Consider the following 19365-nt stretch of genomic DNA (forward strand, 5'->3'; position numbering starts at 1 on the left):
CCACCCTGGATTCGTTAGCATAACCGACTGATCTAAACTTCAGAGCGTTAAAAAGAGAGTTTAAATATGAGCGTTGTTTCCCATCTAATTAACGGTGAATTAATCGACAGCCAGCGCACGCTGGACGTGACCAACCCTTCAACGGGTAAAGTGATTCGCCAAGTAGCGGACGCCAGCGCTGCCGACGTAGAGCGGGCTATTGCCGCCGCCCAAGCTGCGTTTCCCGCTTGGCGAGATACGCCACCTGCTAAGCGCGCCCAAGTGATGTACCGCTTCAAGCAACTGCTAGAGGAGCACGCTGACCGCTTGGTGCAATTGGTCAGTGAAGAGCACGGTAAAACCCCTGAAGATGCGATGGGCGAACTGAAGCGCGGCATCGAAAATGTCGAGTATGCCTGCGGTGTGCCTGAGCTATTAAAAGGTGAGTATTCCCATAACGTTGGGCCGGGCATTGATGCGTGGTCCAATTTCCAGCCATTGGGCGTAGTGGCCGGCATTACTCCGTTTAACTTCCCTGCCATGGTGCCGCTGTGGATGTATCCGATGGCGATTGCTTGCGGCAACACCTTTATTCTCAAGCCTTCGGAAAAAGACCCTTCGGCGGCGATGGCGGTAGCCGAGCTGTTGCAAGAAGCTGGGTTGCCAAAAGGCGTGATGAATGTGGTGCACGGTAGTCGCGAAGCGGTGGAAACGCTGCTAGATGCTAAGGCCGTTAAAGCCATCTCATTTGTTGGCTCAACGCCGGTAGCGGAAGCTATCTATTCTCGTGGTTCGGCCGCTGGCAAACGCGTTCAGGCTCTGGGTGGGGCGAAGAATCATGCCGTGGTACTTCCAGACGCCGATTTGGAAAACGCCGCCAACACCCTGATGGGAGCGGCTTACGGAAGCTGTGGTGAGCGTTGCATGGCGATTTCGGTGGCGGTGTGCGTGGGTGACGAGACGGCAGATCGGTTAGTTGAAACGCTGCTGCCTAAAATTGCTGAGCTCAAGGTTGGCCCTGGTACCGATAAAGGCTTGGATATGGGCCCGCTGGTGACGGCAGAGCACCGTGACAAGGTGTTGGGCTATATCGAAGACGGCATAAAGGCAGGTGCGTCACTAGTGGCCGATGGCCGTGAGCTGAAAATCGCGGGTCATGAAGATGGCTATTTCGTTGGTGGTTGCCTGTTCGATAACGTTACTACCGAGATGCGCATTTACCAGGAAGAGATTTTCGGGCCAGTGCTGTGCGTGGTGCGGGTCGGCAGCTTAGATGATGCTATGCAATTGATTAACGACCATGAATACGGCAATGGCACCTGCCTGTTTACTCGCGATGGCGAGGCTGCTCGACGCTTTACCGATGGCATCGAAGTGGGCATGGTGGGTGTTAACGTACCGCTTCCCGTACCGGTGGCCTACCATAGCTTTGGCGGCTGGAAACGCTCGTTGTTTGGCGACCTTCACGCCTACGGCCCTGACTCTGTACGCTTCTATACCCGCCGAAAAGCGGTTTCCCAGCGCTGGCCTTCGGTGAGCGAAGCCACACGTGCCGAGTTTTCGTTTCCCACTAACCAACGTTGACGCCGTAAGCTAACTACGCCATCTTCTCTGCACCACTGCTCAGCGGTGGTGCACTTTTTTGGTGTGCGTATCTTAGTCGTAAAGGGACGAGCAGCGTGGCGAGAACACAGGACGAAATTCGGCAAACCAACGTAAAAAAGATTCTTCAGGCGGCGGAGCAATTGTTTGCTGAAAAAGGCTATGCCGGAGCATCGATGGGGGAAATTGCCCAGTTGGCCGATCTGCCCAAATCCAACGTGCACTACTATTTTTCCACTAAAAAGGCGCTCTACCAGGAAGTGCTGCTAGCGCTGCTGGAAATCTGGAAACAGGACGCGCTGTGCTTCGAACTCTACGACGACCCACGAGTAGTGCTTTCTAGCTATATCCGCGCCAAAATGAATCATTCTCGCTACCGCGCTCACGGCTCGAAAATATGGGCGGCGGAAGTAATGCAGGGCGCACCCATTCTGAAAGAGCGCCTGCGCGATAACTTATACGAATGGGCTAAATTGAAAGAGTCAAAAATTCGCGAGTGGGTCGAGTCCGGCCAAATTAACCCCGTTGAACCGTCCTACCTCCTTTATATGATTTGGGCATCGACCCAGCACTACGCCGACTTCGACTACCAAATCTACCTGCTTAACGACAATAAACCCTTAGACGACCTGCAGTTTGAAAAAGCCGTACAGTCGGTAACCTCGGTGATCTTGCGGGGGATTGGGTTGACGGCGTGAGCAGTACTCAACGACTGAGCTGCACAGACGTATCGAACTTATGCCGTTTTCGCGATAGTAACGTGCGGAACTTGCGCAGGTTGTCGTGGGCATAGAGCACGCTGTCGCAGAAGCGGTCGTACTCATCTAAATCAGCGACTGCCACGATCAACACAAAATCACACTCACCCGTTACTTGATAGCACTGCTTCACTTCAGGGGCGTTGACCGCTGATGTTAAGAACTGCTGGTAGAGTAACTTGTTATCCCGCTCCATGGTGACTTCCACCACCATGTGTAGGCGCTGGCCTAAGGCATCAGGGTTGAGTAGCGCCACTTCACGCTCAATGACTCCCGCATCGCGTAATCGATTAACCCGCTTTAAACAGGCAGAGGGGGAAAGCCCTATTTTATCCGCTAATGCTTGATTGGTCAGGCTGGAATCGCGTTGAAGCTGGTCAAGAATTCTTCGATCAATAGCATCCATGAAATAAAATTCTCTTCCTATGTTTATAAAGAACGAATAGTGATTGTAGGCACCGTATTGGAAAGAAGATTCTGCGTCATCTCCATTATCATAACGTTTGTTAAAACGATGGCAATGAAGGGCTTGATGCGGATCACAATTCACTATTTATTGGCGGTAGTAGGTCGTGTACTGCAAGACGCGCTGCGCGTGTATGTGACATTACTCAAAATCCTGATACCTGCTTTGCTCATCGTCAAAGGGTTAGAGCTACTCGGTATGATCGAGTGGCTGGGGGCGGCATTAGCTCCTTTAATGAGCACACTCGGTTTGCCTGAACAAATGGGTGTTGTGTGGGCGGCGGCGCTCTTCACCAATTTGTACACCGCCATTGCGGTGTTTTTCCAAGTCGTCGGTGAAACGCCTTTGAGTGTTGAGCAGGTAACGGTACTGGGTGCGTTGATGCTGGTAGGGCATTCGCTTCCCGTTGAGGGAGCGGTAGCCAAGCGCGCTGGCGTACCTTGGTGGGGCACGCTGGTTCTGCGTGTGGGCGGGGCTTTATTGCTTGCTTGGCTGTTACACTGCTTCTATTCGTATTTTGGTTTGTTGCAAGCACCCGTTGAATTGGTATGGCAGCCAAGTTTTTCATCAGCACCAACGCTCAGCAGTTGGGCGTTGGCACAGTTGGAAACGTTAGCGCTTATTTTTGTGATTATTTTAGCGCTGATTGTGCTCTTAAAACTTTTAAAAAGGCTGGGTCTAGAGCGTTGGATTCATCTTGGCTTGCTACCGTTGCTCAAGCTATTAGGCATTGGCCGTTCGGCAGCGAATGTGACGGTCATTGGTTTCACGCTGGGGTTAAGCTATGGCGCAGGGCTGCTGATTCGTGACGTGCAAAACGGGGTGCTTAGCAAGCGCGACAGCACGCTAGCGCTGTGTTTTCTCGGCCTCTGCCATAGCGTTATAGAAGATACACTGCTGATCTTAATGCTTGGAGCCGATATAACGGGCATTTTATGGGCACGGCTGTTGTTTGCCGTTATTGTCACCGCGGTGATTGCCCGTTGGCCCAAAGCTACGGGGAATCAGCAATAGGCCGGTACGCTTTTAGAGATGCTTTGAGCTGGCCAATTCTCGGCAAGCCTCCAGTATCTCTTTGGACAGTGACTCATCGTTCAGCGTGCGAGCGATAGCAAGTCCCCCCACCATGGCGACCACTTGTTGAATAATTTGGCGTCGAGTTAGTTGGTCTGCTGGCGTCATTTGACTCACCCTGTCGACAAACCCTTTGAAGAGTAAGGTGTAGGTTGACCGAATAGGGAGGTCTTGTTGAGCGACATCGCTAATCAGGCATGCCAATGGGCAAGGGACTTGCTGGCCGAAAATGTGCTCTTCACTTAGATATCGCTCTATGCCTTGTTCAGGTAAATGCTCTAGTGCTAACCGCTGGGCTGCTTGAGTTGCAGCATGCTTGAGCGCCTGAGTGTATAAATCACTTTTTGATTCAAAGTGAGCGTAGAACGCGCCGCGTGTCATACCTGCTTCTTGCATAACAGTATCTATGCTCACGCCGTTGAATCCATGGTGAGTGAAAAGACGAGCAGCAGCGTGCAATATTTTTTCATGCGAGTGCATTTTGTGCGATTCATCCCACGGCATTATTAACCCCTCCTTGTATTGGCATTGATTAGCTCATTTTTGCTTTATCCAAAATATGTTGTTGAACATATTGTGCCTGTCGTTACTCTTCACTACTACCTATATAAAACGAGAGGAGCGTAATAATGAGCACTTTATCGCAAGAGAAAGGTGTACATATCCTGGGGCCACAATTTAGTACCTTTGTGCGAAGTGTGCAGTTGTGCTGCGAAGAGAAATCAATTCCTTATACGCTTGGTATGTCAATAAACGGCAATGCTATCGACTTACACAGCTCAGAGCATTTACGCATAAACCCTTTTGGAAAAGTGCCTATATTACTTCATGGGGAGCATCAGCTTTGTGAAACGGCTAGCATTTGTCGCTATTTAGATGAGGCCTTCGAAGGCTATCAATTGCAGCCTGAAGCCGCTTGGGAGCGAGCCTTAGTGGATCAATTTTCTGCTTGGCTATCAATCTATGTGGATGAAGCAATTGTGCGGAGATATTTGTTAGAGTTCTATTTCCCAAAAGGGGAGAATGGGACAGTACGGAAAGATTATATCCGAGCAGCTGAGCCGGAGGTTGCTCGAATGTTATCACTGTTAGAGCTTCAGCTAACCAAGCAGCCTTATTTAGTGACTGAATCCTTTAGTGTTGCAGATGCATTGGCCGCGCCGATGTTGGATTATTTAAGTAAGTTGCCGCCTGCTGTACCTTTGTTACAAAAAACGCCGCATTTATCCGCCTACTTAAAGCGGATTCAGGATCGGCCCAGCGCGCGCAATGTATTTGTTGTGGCATAAACAAAGGCGGGCGAGCCACTGTGGCTTTCCCGCACTTATAGCGATTGGTTTGATATGTCGCGAAATCAATAGTCCAAGTAAAGCTTACCTTCACCAGCGATGATCGCTTGCCCAGCTACTGTTACAAACCCTTGCTCTATATTGCCATTGGCGGCGGTGTGGATAACGCTGGGCCGCCCCATTTCAACACCCTGGTGAATCTTGCAGTGTAGGGGCTCTGGTTTGAGTGACGCTAAATAGCCGGTTAAGGCTGCTGCAGCGCTGCCAGTGGCGGGATCTTCACAAATACTGGCGTGCATGCAGAACATACGGCTCCGTATAATCGTCTCTTCGTTATCGTGTTGCTCCATCACATAAAGGTATATCTGCTCAGTGCCGCTGCGCGCAACGGCATCCGCCCATACTGCACCGGCGATTTGAATCTGCTCAAGGGCTGCTAGGTCAGCTAGTTCAATAAGATGAAAGGGCAGCCCGAAAGAAGCAATGATGGGATCGCCAATGACTTGGTGGATGTCTAGCCCCAGTAGCTCAACGGCAGTGAGACGATCAATCGTGCTGCCCGTGACCATGACGGGCTGGGCGGTTTTGAAGGTTGCTCCCTCTCGTTCATAATTAACCGCTAATGCACCGACAGGTGGCTGTAGCACAATGCCTTGCTCGCGGTTGACGAGGTTTAACTCCGCTAGTAGATGCGCGGTACCTACCGTGGGGTGGCCAGCAAACGGCAGCTCAGCCGTGGGTGTGAATATCCGCATAGGGTAGTGATTAGCCGTAGTCGGCGCGCCTAAAAATACCGTCTCTGCCAAGTTAAGTTCATTGGCAATTGCCTGCATAGTGCTGGTTTCAAGCTCATCGGCATCTAAAAAAACTGCCAACTGATTGCCCGAAAAAGGCTTATCGGTAAACACATCCAACAGGTAATACTCAGCAGTTTTCATAGGGACCTCTTTTGCATGACGAGTGCTGCCAAAACGGTTTACAACCCTCTTTTTGCGCCTGGGTGCGAGTGATTCCAATATCTTCCAGCAGTCGGTCATCAAGGGTTAGTAGCTGACGGCGGCTACGGCGGCGTTGATGATAGTGACGTAACTGACAGCGAAACTGAGTGAGGCTGAAGCGTAGCATGGCAGTTCTCCTTGATGACGATGTGCTCCACCAGATTACGCAGCCATGCTAGGTCAATACAGATATAGGCTTTTCTATTTTAAAGATACAGATGGTATATGTTATACCTCTGTATGATTGCTGGGCAGGGTATCTGTATTGTTTTTAAAACGTCTTCAAGAACGTTTTGAAGAGCGATTTTAAAAGCATTTCAAAAATAGAGGGCTGGAGTCATGACGCGCTACGAAGAGGTCGCTTGTATTTTGCGGGAGCGAATTGAGCACGGTATTTACCGCGTGGGGGATCGCCTGCCTTCTATTCGAGCGGTATGTCAGGAGCTTGATGTCAGTATCTCGACGGCTCAGGAAGCCTATCGGCAACTGATGGATGTGTCGCTGATCGAATCACGGCCGAAATCGGGCTACTTTGTACTTCCAAGCAGAGTGCCTGCGGTGCTGCCTTCTGTCTCTCGTCCTGCGCAGTGCCCGCTGGATGTCTCCCAATGGGATCAAGTATTAGAGCTGGTCGCTACCGAGCGTGACGATAGTCGGCTGCTGCTTGGGCGCGGTGTGCCGAACCTGGCTTATGAAACGCTTAAGCCGCTGTCGAAAACACTGGCGGGGCTGCACCGTAAGAACGATCTGAATGGCTTTAACTACGACAAACTGAGTGGTAGCCCCGAGCTGCGTCAGCAGGTAGCGCGGCTGGCCATTGCCTCCGGCTGTTTGCTGCACCCGGATGACATCATGATCACCACCGGCTGCCAGGAAGCATTGTCGATAGCGCTGCGCACCCTTACTCAGCCTGGCGACGTGGTGGCCGTGGACTCGCCTAGCTTTTACGGCACCATGCAGATCCTAAAAGCCAATGGCCTGAAAGCGTTGGAGATTCCTACTGATCCGCAAACGGGCATTAGTTTGGAAGCGTTGGAAATGGCGCTGGAGCAGTGGCCGATCCGTGCCATCCAGGTCACTCCGACGTATAACAATCCGCTGGGCTACACCATGAGCGAGGCGCGCAAACAGGCGCTGTTTCAACTCGCCCAACGCTTCGACGTGGCCATCATTGAAGACGATATCTACGGTGATCTCTCCTATACCCACCCAAGGCCGTTGACGGTGAAGTCTTTCGATGACGATGGGCGGGTGCTGTTATGCAGTGGCTTTTCGAAAACGGTGGGGCCAGGGTTACGAGTGGGTTGGCTGGCGCCGGGGTGTTATCGAGATAAGGCGCTGCATATGAAGTATGTCTCTACCGGTGCCTCGGCCACATTGCCGCAGTTGGCGGTGGCGGAGTTTGTCGCCAAAGGCCACTACGAGCGTCACCTTCGCTATGTTACCCGCCAATATCAGCGCCAACGGGACATCATGATCAACTGGGTGCAGCGCTATTTTCCAGAAGGCGCGGGCATCAGTTATCCGCAAGGCAGTTTTTTGCTATGGGTGGAGTTACCTGCCGCCGTGGACTGCGTACGTCTTAATGAACGCTTAGCCAAGCGCGCCATCCATGTGGCTCCTGGCTCGCTATTTTCAGCCTCGGGCAAGTTTCGCCAGTGTTTGCGACTTAACTACGCATTTACGCTAACACCGGCCATTGAAGATGCCGTGCGCACCGTGGGAGAGCTTGCCACCGAGATGGTGGAGGAGGCACAGCGGTATGAGGTATCGCTAAGTTAAAACGCTTCTTGAACGGTACGCCATACGCACATACCAATGAAGTAAACGGATGCAATGCCCCACCCCCATAGTGCCCAAGCGGCATGTTCGGGGCTTGAGAGCACCAGTGACGTTGTACAGGCGCACCATAATAGCGTGACGGCGATATTGAGTGGCATGAACTGACGAACACGAAACGGATGCAGGAACTTCATCTTGGTCACGGTAAGAATGGCGAGAAAAACGATAGATGCAAAGGTGATGAAGGGCGGTAAATCGAGAATATAAAAATAGGCCGCAGCAATGTTCCAGGCAGCAGGAAAGCCAACAAAGTAATTATCCTGGCTTTTCATATTAGTGTTGCAGAAACAGAACATCGATGACAGCAGAATGATAAACACTGACAGCAATTCGAAATTGGGCGGTAACTCTATAAAGAAGTAAATGAACAGAGCGGGAATAAATGCCCAGGTTAGATAATCGATGACCATATCAAGCGTCGAGCCATCGAAGTGGGGCAGGATGGTTTTTACTTCATACTTACGCGCCAGAGTGCCATCGAAACCATCGACCATCATCGCCGCGCCAAGCCATAGTAAGCAGGCGACTGGATTGTTGTCGATCAGCGAGAGCAGCGCCATTGTGCCGAGCAGTACGCCGCTGGCCGTGAATATATGCACGCTCCAAGCTTTCCATATCGAAGCGCGGGATTCTGTGTGAGAAGAGAGCGTTTGGACCACGTTGACCCCATTGGGAACGTGATGTCCCCTTGCTGTTCGGTGTATAGATGAGTGTGTAAAAATCATACCCTACTACAAGACGGCACCCAGCGAATACGTAGGCCGGCCATCTGGGCATGGCACGTTTGTGCAAAAAGTATAGTGTCTTGTGCCTCTGTTGCTACTTTGGTCGTTGAAATTGCTGCCTTGCCTGTTCGACTTGTTCTCGAGTGATGCACGTCAGCGAGTGATCATTGAGTAGCCCCATCGCCTGCATAAACGCAAATGCAGTGGTTGGACCAACGAATTTCCAGCCGCGCTTTTTCAAATCTTTAGCCAGTGCGATGGATTCAGGCGAGGTGGTCTGAGTTTGTGGTGCGGCAAGTGAGTCGAGGGTTGGCTCGAAACGCCAGAAATATGTGGCCAGTGAACCTTCCTGCTTGACCATTTCCAGCGCCCGTTGGGCATTGTTAATCACCGCCTCGATTTTGCCACGATGGCGAATAATGCCCGCGTCCTGCAGCAAGCGCTGCACATCCTCTTCGCCAAAGCGGGCAACGTGATGGAAGTCGAAATGATGGAAGGCAGCGCGAAAGTTCTCGCGTTTGTTGAGAATGGTGCGCCAACTTAAGCCCGACTGAAAACTTTCCAGGCAGAGCTTTTCGAATAACCGCTGGTCGTCAACCACCGGAAACCCCCACTCGTTGTCATGGTAGGGCAGAAATTCGGCGGCACCGCCACACCACTGGCAGCGTGGCAGGTTATCAGGGGCAATAAAGTCGGACATAGTAACGCCTCAGATTGTGTTAAACATACTGTATTCCATTGGCGATACGTTGTTTACTGAATGTTTCGAATACCCGTGTTGGAAAGTAGCCAGCCCACTACGTAATACGTTCAGGAGGTAGCACTATGACCAAGGTTCGCGCAGCGACCATTGACGATCTTGATGTCTTAACCGAGCTATTGGATGGCTATCGGCAGTTCTATAATCAGCCGAGTGATGTCGGTGCGGCGCGGGATTTCTTGCGTCAGCGCTTTGGGCTGGCGGATTCGCGCATTTTAGTGAGTGAAAATAGTGACGGTAATCTCACTGGTTTCGTGCAACTTTATCCTGGAGTTTCCACGGTGGGCTTGAATGCGCGTTGGACGCTAAATGATCTTTTTGTGTTGCCGGAGTGTCGCGATAAGGGCACGGGAAGGGCGTTAATGGAAGCCGCCACCCAGCTGGCTCGCGAGCATGGAGTCGCGCGCTTAATCCTTATGACGCAGGTAGAGAATGAGCGCGCCCAGCACCTTTATGAGTCCTTGGACTGGCAGCGCAACACGGCGTTTTACGGTTATCTGCTGGATTTGACCTCCTCACCGCCCTGAAGGACGGTGATTCCTGGTTGTCGCCTTCCAGGTTCCTGCTTCGCAGCCCGTTGCCCTTGGTGATGGCACCTCTGGTCTTACACAAGCTCCACAGGCTTAACCTCCCGCAAGCCCTGCGGTAGTCTTTTCGTGCTGACGGAGCTTGTCAGCGCCCACCAACATCGCCTTGCCCGATTGCAAAATATTTCGAGCGGCATTTACGTCGCGGTCAATGCCTTGGGTGCCGCAGCTTGGGCAGTCCCAGGTGCGTACGTTCAGCGGCATGTTGTCGGTGATATGACCACAGTGAAAACAGCGTTTCGAGCTGGGATACCACTTGTCGATCTGGACGAAATCGCGTCCGTACCGTTCTGCTTTATACGTTAATTGCTGGGTGAGCTGGTGCCAGCCCACGTCGCTGATGGCCTTGGCCAGTTTGCGGTTTTTGACCATATTCTTAATCTGCAAACTCTCGGCGGCAATGACTTGGTTCTCGTGAATAAGCTGCGTAGAGAGTTTATGGGTGGTGTCACGGCGCTGATCGGCCAGCTTGGCATGCACCTTCGCCACACGAAGCCGCGCCTTGGCGTGGTTGTGGGAGCCTTTTTGCTTACGTGACAACCGGCGCTGCGCTCGCGCCAGCTTGTGCTCGGTGCGGCGTAGAAAGCGTGGATTGGGGATTTTGTCACCGTGGCTGGTGATGACGCGGTGGGTTAGCCCCAGGTCAATACCCACCATCTTGGGTGTCACCAGCAGCGGCGTCATGGCTTCTTCTACCAGGAAACTGACGTGGTAACGGCCAGCCGTGTCACAGCTGACGGTAATGCTGGTGGGGTGACTGGTAAAATACCGGCTCCAGCGGATGTTAAGCGGGGCTTTGTGCTTAGCCAGCCAAAGCTTGCCATCGCGCCAGCGAAAGCCGTTGGCCATGTAGGTGGCTGACTGCTTGCGCTGTTTTTTCTTGAAGGTGGGATACCGCGCCTGGCCTTTGAAGAAGTTGCTAAACGCCCGATCCAGATGCCGGAGCGACTGTTGCAAGCAGACATTGGACACCTCGGCCAGAAACGCCGTCTCCGGCTGTTTCTTGAGGGTGGTGAGGGCTTTGGCGGTAGCGTTATAGCCCATGCGCTCTTGGCGCTCGAACCACGCATCCGTGCGCTGGCGCAGGAAATGGTTGTAGACGTACCGCACACAGCCAAACGTCCGAGCAAGCTGTTCGGCTTGTTCAGGCGTGGGATAAAACCGATAACGGTAGGCGCGGTGTACGGTGCTCACACTTAAAATCTAGCGCGGTATAAATAGCCGGTCAACCAAGAGGCGCGACGCGCCTCGCGCTATCCTTCCTCGCACTAGAAGTACGAGGTTTGACGCGCAAATTGATCAAATAACGGCAATGATGGCTAATGAGCAGTCATCTTCTAAAGTATTAGCACTCATATATTGACTAGGCGTGCCAAGCCCGGCGTTCAGCCGGGCTCAAACGACAGTGACTTACAACACAGCTTTTTAAGTGCAATACAGGTTTATGCGTTGCTTAGCTTGCGCGCTCGATGCAGGTTTTCCATCGTATTCAGACACGCCTGGGCGGCTTCTTTCCCTTTAGTAACAAAGTGCTGGGTGTAGAAGTCGTGGTGCGTACTGTGCTCATGGAAGTGGTGTGGTGTTAAGACGACCGAGATAATCGGTACTTGCGTATCTAACTGCACGCGCATTAAGCCATCAATGACCGCATGGGCGACAAAGTCGTGGCGATAAATGCCGCCGTCTACCACAAAGCCGGCCCCGACAATGGCGCCGTAGCGGCCACTTTCGGCGAGTACCTTTGCCTGAAGGGGGATTTCGTAAGCACCTGATACGGTGAAGATGTCCACTTGTTCGGCGTTAAGACCGCAGCGTTCTACTTCAGTGATAAATGCTTCATAGGCCTTCTCGACAATGTCGTGATGCCAGTGGCCTTGAATAAACGCAATGCGCTGGGCCGTGGTGTGTGTTGAAAGCGTTAGCGGAAATGTCTGATTCATGGTCATTCTCTTGGATAAGTTGTACCAGAATCAGGGCACGCGGGACCGGTCGTCAGGCAACCGAAAAAGGTGGCTGAAGCCACTTTTAAAGTTGCGTGTCTAAGGTACCGTTCTCTTTCATCCGGACTATCACCGTCGGCTTCGGCTTTTCACCGAATCTGCTGACCTCAAGAAATAAAAAACCGCCTTGAGCGCTCGCGGGCTTAGATGACAAAAATTTATTCAGCCATCATCACCGCCGGTGGGGACTTTCACCCCGCCCTGAGAACTTTGCTGATTATCAGCCCGGCTATATTACGCTTTTTCTAAATACCAAGCCACGGGGGTGTCGTAATCTTTGCGGGGTCGCGCTGCATAATGATCTCACCGTGTCGAACGGAAAGTAGCACCTCGCCCTGAGTACGCAGCACGCTGTAGTCATCCTCACCCTCCAGCAGGTTGAAGCTGGCGGGTTTGCCGACCTCGATACCGTAACGCGCTTCAATATTGAGTGTGCGTGCGCTGTTGTCAGTGATCAGCGACAGCGCCTGGCTGAAATCCTGATAGCCCATCATTTGGCAGATATGCAAGCCAAAATCGAGCGTCCGCAACAGCTTACCGTTACCCAGCGAGTACCAGGGGTCGAAGATGGAATCCTCGGCAAAGCAGACATTAATGCCCGCGGCGTTTAGTTCTTTTACGCGGGTAACACCACGACGTTTTGGGTAACTATCAAAGCGTCCCTGCAGGTGAATGCTTTCGGTGGGGCAGGAGACAAAGTTGATGCCCGAACGTTTGAGCAGCAGAAACAGCTTAGAGCAGTAGGCGTTATCGTAGGAGTGCATCGCCGTCGTGTGGCTAGCGGTCACGCGGCTGCCTAAGTCGTTAAACAGCGCTTCGCAGGCCAGCACCTCAAGGAAACGCGAGTTAGGGTCGTCTATCTCATCGCAGTGCACATCCACCAAACGGTCATATTTGATCGCTAGCTCTATCACCCGCTTCATGGAAGCGACGCCTAGTTCTCGGGTGTACTCAAAGTGGGGAATGCCGCCGACAACGTCCGCGCCGATCTCCAGCGCCTCTTCCATCAGGCGGTCGCCGCCGGGGTAGGAAAGCAGGCCATCTTGCGGAAAAGCGACTACTTGGATATCGATTTTATCTTTCAATTCATCGCGCAAGGCGCATAGGGTTTTAATGCCGATTAGGCTGGGGTCGCTGGTGTCAGCGTGTGTACGCACAAACTGGACGCCGTTGCCTATCAACAGGTTCAGGGTGTTAAGCGCGCGTTCGCGAATATCCGCTTCGGTGAGCATGGGCTTACGCTCACCCCAACGTTCGATGCCTTCAAACAGCGTGCCGCTTTGATTCCAGCTTGGCTCGCCCGCCGTTAACGCGGCGTCCAAGTGAATATGCGGTTCAATGAACGGCGCGCAAAGCAGCTTGCCGCCCGCATCAATTTGCCCATCCCCCGCCGTTTGTGGCGCGTCTTGAGCGGTAATCGCTGTGAACGTACCGTTCTCAATCTCAAGCCGGTAAAGCTCGGGGCGCTGGCGTAGGCGGGCGTTAATGATCTGCATGCTCATATAATTAGTGACTCACTTATTGTTTGGCAGTCGAAGGGGAAGTATCACTTAGCGTAGCGTGGTTTAAACGAAGCAGTACAGCGTAGCTAACTGCCGCTACCACGACACCTACCAATGGGGGGAGCAACGGGGAGAGGTAAGCGGCTCCAGCGCCTAATGCATAGGCGGCTAACCCTCGGCGATTAAAATTGGGTAACTGAGTGGATTCCAGAGTAGGGTAGCGGCCTTTATGTTTGAGCCAGAAGTCCGCCATGATCACCCCGCCCATGGGAGGAATAAAGGTGCCTAGCAGTACTAGAAAGGGAATCAGTAGGTTATACATACCGCCTACTGCCAGTACGGTACCAATCGCTGCGCCACACACCGTGACTAAGCGGCGTTTCTCGGTACGCAGCAAATTGCAGCCCGCTACGGCAAAGTTGTAGATGGTGTTGTCCTGGGTGGTCCAGATATTTAGAAACAGCATCAGCACCGCGATGGTGACAAAGCCCTGCGCGATCAATACATCGACGATGTCCGCCTGCTGGTAAATCATGGTACCCAGTGCGCCGGTCAGCACCATTAAGCCGTTGCCCACAAAAAAAGCCGCCAGAGTCGCGATCACGGCAATTTTCGGCGTCTTGGCGAAGCGGCTCCAGTTAGTCGCTTGGGTGCCTCCGCTAATAAAGGTGCCAATGATGACGGTAATCGCTGCCGCCACGCTCATGCTTTCCGTGGGCGTTTGCTGGCTTAGTCCGGCAAATCCGCGTGCATCCACCAGCCCGGTGAACAGGCTAATCAAGATAAACAGCATCATGGCGGGCACGGCAAAGCGCGAAAGCCAGTCCATACCTTTATAGCCAATCATGGCCGTCACGCAGAAACCAAACCCAAATAGCACCATTAAGGGGATTTCCAGCCATTCAGGCATCCCTGTGGTGCGTACTAACACTAGGGCAATCGTCGCGGTGCCCCAGGCGTACCAACCAATCTGCGTAAAGCCGAGAATAAAATCGGAAAGTTTGCTGCCTTTTTCACCGAAGCAGAAGCGTCCCATCAGCACGGAGTTAAGGCCGCTTTTACAGGCAATGTAAGCAAGAGCTGCCGCGTATGCGCCCAGCAACAAGTTACCCACCAGTATGATCCAGAGCAGTTGGCCAATCGGGAACGATTGGCCAAGCGAACCACCGGCCCACATGGTGGCAGTGAAAAAGGTAAAGCCGAGTAGCACAACGGAAGTGGAGAGCAAGCCCTTACGGGCGCTAGTGGGGACTTCACTTAGCGGATAGTCAGAGTGGTGCATGGGGAGACTCCAGGTGAGTATTATTATCCTAGGAACCTCTGATTAACTATTGCGCTTGGCCATACTGCGTTAAAAATCGCCTCAAAATGCTCATTTACAACCCGTAAACTCCGCTTTTTCGTTGATTTTTTCCTTGTCTGGCCTGCGCTCATCACATTAATCAGAGGCTCCCTTGTTATATAAGCAACCTGCGTGCCAAGCTTAGCTCCCCAAGGCGTTTAAAGCGTACTCTCCAACAACCCCCGCATTAACGTTTCGATCATACTCTCGTACTCGTCTGCTAATGAGAATTGCTGCGGGTCTTGTAACCAATCAAAGCAAATGCCGATTAAAAAGCTATGGTACTGGCGCCGGGCGCTGGCGGGGGTGAGGTCAGCGCGTAGATGGCCGGTTTGCCGGGCTTTCTCAAACAGCTGCTCAACCTGCATTTCGGCATGCTCAGAAAGCCGAGTGATCATGCTGATACGTGGATGATCATCTTCCAGCTTTTCGCAGCGATGCAGCACGATGGTGGCGGCGCGCTGTAACGGAAGATTATGGCAGATAGCGCCAAGCGCACTCAGGGCAATCTCTTGCAGGCATTTGGTGGGGGTGTGGCCCAGTCGCAGAACAGCATCATCGACAATTTCATCGAGCGGCACGCGAACACGCTCTAGCAGGGCATCGAATACCGCCGCTTTATCCTCAAAATGCCAGTAAATCGCACCACGGGTAACGCCTGCTGCTGCGGCAATATGGGCCAATGTAGTACGCGAAACCCCTTGAGCGAGAAACTGAGCTTCTGCAGCATCAAGAATGGTCTCGCGGGTGCGTTCAGCCTCAGCTTTGCGGCGTGACATAGCGGCTCCTAACAAAAAAGTGCACTTATATTGGCATTACTGAATGGCAAAGTCGCCAGTAGGCGATTAGTATACACATTCACTGACATTCATGAATGTCAGTGAATTTTTTATGACTGCGTATTGATAACACCACCGAGGAGTCCGCTGTGCGTAACACTGTGATTCGATTGCTTCCAGCGCTGCTGGCCCTGCTGCTGGCAACAGGTGACGCTTATGCCGAGAGCCAGAATGAACCTCTTCCTCGGCCGGTGAAGCTGATGACATTAGAAGCGTCTGGTGCCGCGCTGCAGCGCCAGTTTCCTGCGCGCGTTGAAGCCACTACACGCAGCAATCTATCGTTTCGCATGGCGGGTGAGCTGTTAGAGATTAACGTGACTCCCGGTCAGCGGGTAACGGAAGGCACCCTGATCGCGCGTATTGATGATCGTAATATGCGCAGTGAATTAGATAGCGCTCGTTCGCGCTTAGAGCTAGCGCGGGCCACTCACGAACGCATGCGCTATACCCTAGAGCGTGGAGCGATTAGCCAAGCACGGTTTGATGAATCAGAGGCGGAGTTGCGTGCCGCTCGGGCGACCTTTGAACAGGCCGAAGAGCAACTGGAAAATACCCAACTGCGCGCACCTTATGATGGTGTGATTGCCCAGGTGCCGGTAGATAACCGGCAGATTGTCCAGGTGCAGGAAACCGTGGCGGTGATTCAGCAGCCAGGGCAGCTTGATGTGATCTTTCATTTACCGCAGCAAATCGTTCAGCAGATACCGCGCAACGACGAGGTGACCCCGTTTGAAATGGCGATGGCCTTTGAAGTGCGGTTTGGCAATAGCGAAAAACCTTACCTTGCGCAGCTGGCGTCTTATACCACCCAGGCCAGCGCCCAAAGTTTGGCCTATGAGGTAACGCTTCGGCTACCGCAGCCCGACGATATCACGCTGCTTGATGGCATGAGCGCCACCGTGCGGCTTGATTTAGGCCAACTATTACCCGCGTCTGAAAGTCTTGTTTGGCATTTGCCGCCTGACGCCATTAGCTATCCAGGTGAGAACTCGGAGCAGGCGGTGGTGTGGCGTTTTCAGGCGCCGGACCGTTTAGAGGCGGTGCCAGTCGAGGTGGGACGTTTAACTTCTAAGGGGTTAGAGGTGAGTGGCGAACTAGCCGCGAATGATCGTGTGGTGGCAGCGGGAGCCCATCGTGTCAGCGCTGATATGCGTGTAACACCATGGGAAAAGGAACAGGGGCTCTAAGATGGTTGATTACTTCTTACGCCACCGGGCCGCTAGTTATTTAATGACCGTGGTACTGCTCTTCGGCGGGGCGCTCGCTTTCACTGGCATGGGGCAGCTTGAGTTTCCTGAATTTACCATTCGCAATGCGCTAGTCACCACCCAGTATCCTGGTGCTACGCCAGAAGAGGTGGAGCAGGAAGTCACCTCGACACTGGAAGAAGCCATTCAGGAAATGCCCGCGATTAAACGTATCAGCTCGGTGAGTTCTAACGGGTTTTCTCAAATTACCATCGAGCTGCAAAGCACGGTGCAAAACGATGAACTTCAGCAGCTTTGGGATTCGTTGCGCCGTAAAGTTGGCGATGCGCAGGCCGCCTTGCCGCCAGGCGCCAGCCAGTCACGAGTTAACGATGACTTTGGCGATGTGTTCGGCTTGATGATTAACCTGACCGGTGATGGCTATGCCATGCCCGATTTGAAAAGCCAAGCCGAGTTCCTTAAGCGTGAACTCGCCTTGGTCGACGGCGTTGAAAAGGTGTCGCTGGCGGGGGTGAGAGAGGAGCGCATTTTCATTGAAGTCGACCGAGAGCGGCTACGTGCGCTGAACATTCCGCTAAGTTCACTCCAGCAATTGCTGAATACGCAAAATGCCGTAGTGGACTCGGGTCACTTGAAGCAGGGGGGGCAGCGTTTCCGAGTAACGCCTTCGGGTAGTTCCGCCGATATTGAGGATTTACGCGCGTTAATCGTTAGTGAAGGTAACGGCGAGCTGGTAAGGCTGAGCGATATCGCAGAGGTTTCCCGTGGCTTGACCGAGCAACCACAGCAGCTTTATCGCGATATGGGGCGACCGGCTATTTCCTTGGGCATCTCGTTTGAAAGCGGCGTCAACGTGGTCGAAGTAGGTGCCCGACTTGAACAGCGGCTTGACGAACTGGAGGCACGCACCCCGTTGGGTATGGAGCTCAATGTGGTCTATGACCAGCCGAGCGTGGTAGATGAGGCGGTATCCGGTTTCTTAGTCAGCCTGATCCAAGCGGTTGCCATCGTCATTGTGGTTCTCATGCTGTTTATGGGCTGGCGCAGCGGCCTACTAATGGGCTTTATTCTGCTGATTACCATTATTGGCACCTTTATGCTGATGCGCATTCACGGTTTGCAATTGGAAAAAATCTCGCTGGGGGCACTGATTATAGCGCTGGGGATGCTGGTTGATAACGCTATTGTGGTCACTGAAGGCATGCTGGTAGGCCTAAAGCGTGGCCAAAGTATTCGTGAGTCGGCGCATCAGGTGGTTCGACAAAACGCATGGCCTCTGCTGGCAGCTACGCTGATTGCAGTTGCCGCCTTTGCACCGATTGGGTTGTCGCCAGATACCACCGGTGAATTTATCGGCTCGCTGTTCTATGTGTTGCTCTATTCACTGCTGCTAAGTTGGCTGACAGCGCTGACGCTCACGCCTTTCTATTTCAAACTGTTGTTTCGCAATGTGGCGCCTAGCAGCACAGATGAAGATCCTTATAAAGGAGTGGTGTACCGCTTATTTAGCCGCGTGATTGTGGCAGGTATCCGGCTGCGTTGGCTAACACTTGGTCTGGTGATGGTCATACTGGCAGGCGCGGTTGTCGGTTTTGGTTCCGTCAAAAATGCCTTTTTCCCTGCCTCAAATACGCCCATCTTCTTTGTTGATTACCGCACGCCGGAAGGCACCGATATTCTGGAAACCCAACGGCGGGTTGCAGAGTTGGAAGAGGTGGTGATGGAGATGGAGGGTGTCCGCCATCTCACCACTGTGGTAGGCGGCGGTGCCCAGCGCTTTACCCTGACCTATGCGCCGGAAGACCGCTATGCCAGTTATTCACAGCTAATTGTTGAAACCGATAACAAAGCGATACAGCAAGCGCGCATGGCGGATATCGAAGCGGTACTTGAGCGCGATCACAGCGATATCGACTATAAAATTGCCCCGCTGGAAGTTGGCCCTGCCCCGAAAGCCAAGATCGAAGCTAGGCTTTACGGCAGCGACCCCGCCGTATTACGCCAGCTAGGTGATCAAGTCGCGGCACTGTTTAGTGATACGTCCAATATGGTCAGTGTCCGCACCAACTGGCGTAACCGTGTTCAGGCCGTGGTGCCAATTTTTGCCGAAGACACAGCGCGACGGCTGGGCGTTACGCGCGAGAATTTGGCGGCCACACTGGCGCTGAGTACGAGTGGTAGTCAGGTGGGCATCTACCGTGACGGCAGCGACTTGATTCCGATTGTCGCTAGAGCGATACCAGAGCAGCGCAACGATATCGATAACGTTGGGTCGCTTAACGTATGGAGCGCCGAACAGGGGCGTTACATCACGGCTGATCAAGTGATGCGTGATGTGACGACCCAGGTAGCAGATCCACTAATCATGCGCCGTGACCGAGAGCGTATGCTGGC

Annotated in this window: 19 protein-coding genes and 1 riboswitch; of the genes, 8 read left to right on the plus strand and 11 right to left on the minus strand. The window is 52.9% G+C overall.

Features of this window, described 5'->3' with window-relative positions:
* Positions 1–66: 66 nt before the first annotated feature.
* Positions 67–1563: a CoA-acylating methylmalonate-semialdehyde dehydrogenase gene (locus INT22_RS00750; RefSeq protein WP_095603679.1), complete on the plus strand. Its 1497-nt coding sequence runs from the start codon at positions 67–69 to the stop codon at positions 1561–1563.
* A 95-nt stretch (positions 1564–1658) separates the two neighbouring features.
* Complete coding sequence (locus INT22_RS00755; RefSeq protein WP_193060037.1) at positions 1659–2279, plus strand: TetR family transcriptional regulator C-terminal domain-containing protein; 621 nt, start codon at positions 1659–1661, stop codon at positions 2277–2279.
* 7 nt (positions 2280–2286) lie between these two features.
* Here the strand turns inward: INT22_RS00755 and INT22_RS00760 are convergent, their stop codons facing one another.
* On the minus strand, positions 2287–2745 hold the full coding sequence (locus INT22_RS00760; RefSeq protein WP_193060038.1) for an Lrp/AsnC family transcriptional regulator: 459 nt from the start codon (positions 2743–2745) through the stop codon (positions 2287–2289).
* Positions 2746–2871: 126 nt separating this feature from the next.
* Here INT22_RS00760 and INT22_RS00765 point away from each other — a divergent pair, with 126 nt between their 5' ends.
* Positions 2872–3819: a hypothetical protein gene (locus INT22_RS00765; RefSeq protein ID WP_193060039.1), complete on the plus strand. Its 948-nt coding sequence runs from the start codon at positions 2872–2874 to the stop codon at positions 3817–3819.
* A gap of 12 nt (positions 3820–3831) precedes the next feature.
* On the opposite strand, the gene INT22_RS00770 is transcribed toward INT22_RS00765, so the two are convergent.
* Complete coding sequence (locus tag INT22_RS00770) at positions 3832–4383, minus strand: TetR/AcrR family transcriptional regulator (RefSeq protein ID WP_193060040.1); 552 nt, start codon at positions 4381–4383, stop codon at positions 3832–3834.
* 125 nt (positions 4384–4508) lie between these two features.
* On the opposite strand from INT22_RS00770, the gene INT22_RS00775 reads away from it, so the two are divergent.
* On the plus strand, positions 4509–5168 hold the full coding sequence (locus INT22_RS00775) for a glutathione S-transferase family protein (RefSeq protein ID WP_193060041.1): 660 nt from the start codon (positions 4509–4511) through the stop codon (positions 5166–5168).
* A 65-nt stretch (positions 5169–5233) separates the two neighbouring features.
* Here INT22_RS00775 and INT22_RS00780 read toward each other — a convergent pair whose 3' ends face one another.
* Complete coding sequence (locus INT22_RS00780) at positions 5234–6106, minus strand: PhzF family phenazine biosynthesis protein (protein WP_193060042.1); 873 nt, start codon at positions 6104–6106, stop codon at positions 5234–5236.
* Complete coding sequence (locus tag INT22_RS00785; protein WP_038478640.1) at positions 6093–6293, minus strand: DUF1127 domain-containing protein; 201 nt, start codon at positions 6291–6293, stop codon at positions 6093–6095. Before INT22_RS00785 ends, INT22_RS00780 begins: the two co-directional genes overlap by 14 nt.
* Before the next feature lie 212 nt (positions 6294–6505).
* Between INT22_RS00785 and INT22_RS00790 the strand changes: the two genes are divergently transcribed.
* Positions 6506–7948: an aminotransferase-like domain-containing protein gene (locus INT22_RS00790; RefSeq protein ID WP_193067498.1), complete on the plus strand. Its 1443-nt coding sequence runs from the start codon at positions 6506–6508 to the stop codon at positions 7946–7948.
* Here the strand turns inward: INT22_RS00790 and pcsA are convergent.
* Positions 7945–8625: a phosphatidylcholine synthase gene (pcsA, locus tag INT22_RS00795; RefSeq protein ID WP_370687206.1), complete on the minus strand. Its 681-nt coding sequence runs from the start codon at positions 8623–8625 to the stop codon at positions 7945–7947. The genes INT22_RS00790 and pcsA overlap by 4 nt on opposite strands.
* A 202-nt stretch (positions 8626–8827) precedes the next feature.
* Positions 8828–9433 carry a DNA-3-methyladenine glycosylase I gene (locus INT22_RS00800; RefSeq protein ID WP_193067499.1) on the minus strand — a complete coding sequence of 202 codons (606 nt, stop codon included), beginning with the start codon at positions 9431–9433 and terminating at the stop codon, positions 8828–8830.
* Positions 9434–9558: 125 nt separating this feature from the next.
* On the opposite strand from INT22_RS00800, the gene INT22_RS00805 reads away from it, so the two are divergent.
* Positions 9559–10020 (plus strand): GNAT family N-acetyltransferase, encoded by a 462-nt coding sequence (locus tag INT22_RS00805; protein ID WP_193060045.1) that lies wholly within the window; start codon positions 9559–9561, stop codon positions 10018–10020.
* A gap of 96 nt (positions 10021–10116) precedes the next feature.
* Here INT22_RS00805 and INT22_RS00810 read toward each other — a convergent pair whose 3' ends face one another.
* From INT22_RS00810 to INT22_RS00830, 5 genes are all read right to left on the minus strand, one after another.
* Positions 10117–11274, minus strand: a complete 1158-nt coding sequence (locus tag INT22_RS00810) for an RNA-guided endonuclease TnpB family protein (RefSeq protein ID WP_193060046.1) — start codon at positions 11272–11274, stop codon at positions 10117–10119.
* A 248-nt stretch (positions 11275–11522) separates the two neighbouring features.
* Positions 11523–12020 (minus strand): 6,7-dimethyl-8-ribityllumazine synthase, encoded by a 498-nt coding sequence (locus tag INT22_RS00815; protein WP_193060047.1) that lies wholly within the window; start codon positions 12018–12020, stop codon positions 11523–11525.
* A gap of 105 nt (positions 12021–12125) precedes the next feature.
* Positions 12126–12293, minus strand: a riboswitch (FMN riboswitch).
* Between the two features lie 32 nt (positions 12294–12325).
* Positions 12326–13582: a cytosine deaminase gene (codA, locus tag INT22_RS00820; RefSeq protein ID WP_089040639.1), complete on the minus strand. Its 1257-nt coding sequence runs from the start codon at positions 13580–13582 to the stop codon at positions 12326–12328.
* A gap of 16 nt (positions 13583–13598) precedes the next feature.
* Entirely contained in the window at positions 13599–14864 is a 1266-nt protein-coding gene (codB, locus tag INT22_RS00825; RefSeq protein ID WP_193060048.1) for a cytosine permease, read from the minus strand.
* Positions 14865–15082: 218 nt separating this feature from the next.
* Complete coding sequence (locus INT22_RS00830; protein WP_193060049.1) at positions 15083–15703, minus strand: TetR family transcriptional regulator; 621 nt, start codon at positions 15701–15703, stop codon at positions 15083–15085.
* Positions 15704–15852: 149 nt separating this feature from the next.
* On the opposite strand from INT22_RS00830, the gene INT22_RS00835 reads away from it, so the two are divergent.
* Together INT22_RS00835 and INT22_RS00840 are read left to right on the plus strand one after the other, a co-directional pair.
* Positions 15853–16950 carry an efflux RND transporter periplasmic adaptor subunit gene (locus INT22_RS00835; RefSeq protein WP_193067500.1) on the plus strand — a complete coding sequence of 366 codons (1098 nt, stop codon included), beginning with the start codon at positions 15853–15855 and terminating at the stop codon, positions 16948–16950.
* 1 nt (position 16951) lies between these two features.
* Positions 16952–19365 (plus strand): efflux RND transporter permease subunit (locus tag INT22_RS00840; protein ID WP_226912306.1); only part of this gene is annotated, 2414 nt, incomplete at its 3' end.

Origin of the sequence: Halomonas sp. 3D7M (assembly GCF_014897885.1) — a bacterium.
Taxonomy (GTDB): domain Bacteria; phylum Pseudomonadota; class Gammaproteobacteria; order Pseudomonadales; family Halomonadaceae; genus Vreelandella.

What these genes read in the sequence shown, in the direction of transcription:
- INT22_RS00750 (WP_095603679.1), top strand. Translation starts at nt 67, where the DNA reads ATGAGCGTTGTTTCCCATCTAATTAACGGTGAATTAATCGACAGCCAG.
- INT22_RS00760 (WP_193060038.1), bottom strand. Translation starts at nt 2,745, where the DNA reads ATGGATGCTATTGATCGAAGAATTCTTGACCAGCTTCAACGCGATTCC.
- INT22_RS00765 (WP_193060039.1), top strand. Translation starts at nt 2,872, where the DNA reads ATGCGGATCACAATTCACTATTTATTGGCGGTAGTAGGTCGTGTACTG.
- INT22_RS00770 (WP_193060040.1), bottom strand. Translation starts at nt 4,383, where the DNA reads ATGCCGTGGGATGAATCGCACAAAATGCACTCGCATGAAAAAATATTG.
- INT22_RS00775 (WP_193060041.1), top strand. Translation starts at nt 4,509, where the DNA reads ATGAGCACTTTATCGCAAGAGAAAGGTGTACATATCCTGGGGCCACAA.
- INT22_RS00780 (WP_193060042.1), bottom strand. Translation starts at nt 6,106, where the DNA reads ATGAAAACTGCTGAGTATTACCTGTTGGATGTGTTTACCGATAAGCCT.
- INT22_RS00785 (WP_038478640.1), bottom strand. Translation starts at nt 6,293, where the DNA reads ATGCTACGCTTCAGCCTCACTCAGTTTCGCTGTCAGTTACGTCACTAT.
- INT22_RS00790 (WP_193067498.1), top strand. Translation starts at nt 6,506, where the DNA reads ATGACGCGCTACGAAGAGGTCGCTTGTATTTTGCGGGAGCGAATTGAG.
- INT22_RS00800 (WP_193067499.1), bottom strand. Translation starts at nt 9,433, where the DNA reads ATGTCCGACTTTATTGCCCCTGATAACCTGCCACGCTGCCAGTGGTGT.
- INT22_RS00805 (WP_193060045.1), top strand. Translation starts at nt 9,559, where the DNA reads ATGACCAAGGTTCGCGCAGCGACCATTGACGATCTTGATGTCTTAACC.
- INT22_RS00815 (WP_193060047.1), bottom strand. Translation starts at nt 12,020, where the DNA reads ATGAATCAGACATTTCCGCTAACGCTTTCAACACACACCACGGCCCAG.
- codA (WP_089040639.1), bottom strand. Translation starts at nt 13,582, where the DNA reads ATGAGCATGCAGATCATTAACGCCCGCCTACGCCAGCGCCCCGAGCTT.
- codB (WP_193060048.1), bottom strand. Translation starts at nt 14,864, where the DNA reads ATGCACCACTCTGACTATCCGCTAAGTGAAGTCCCCACTAGCGCCCGT.
- INT22_RS00830 (WP_193060049.1), bottom strand. Translation starts at nt 15,703, where the DNA reads ATGTCACGCCGCAAAGCTGAGGCTGAACGCACCCGCGAGACCATTCTT.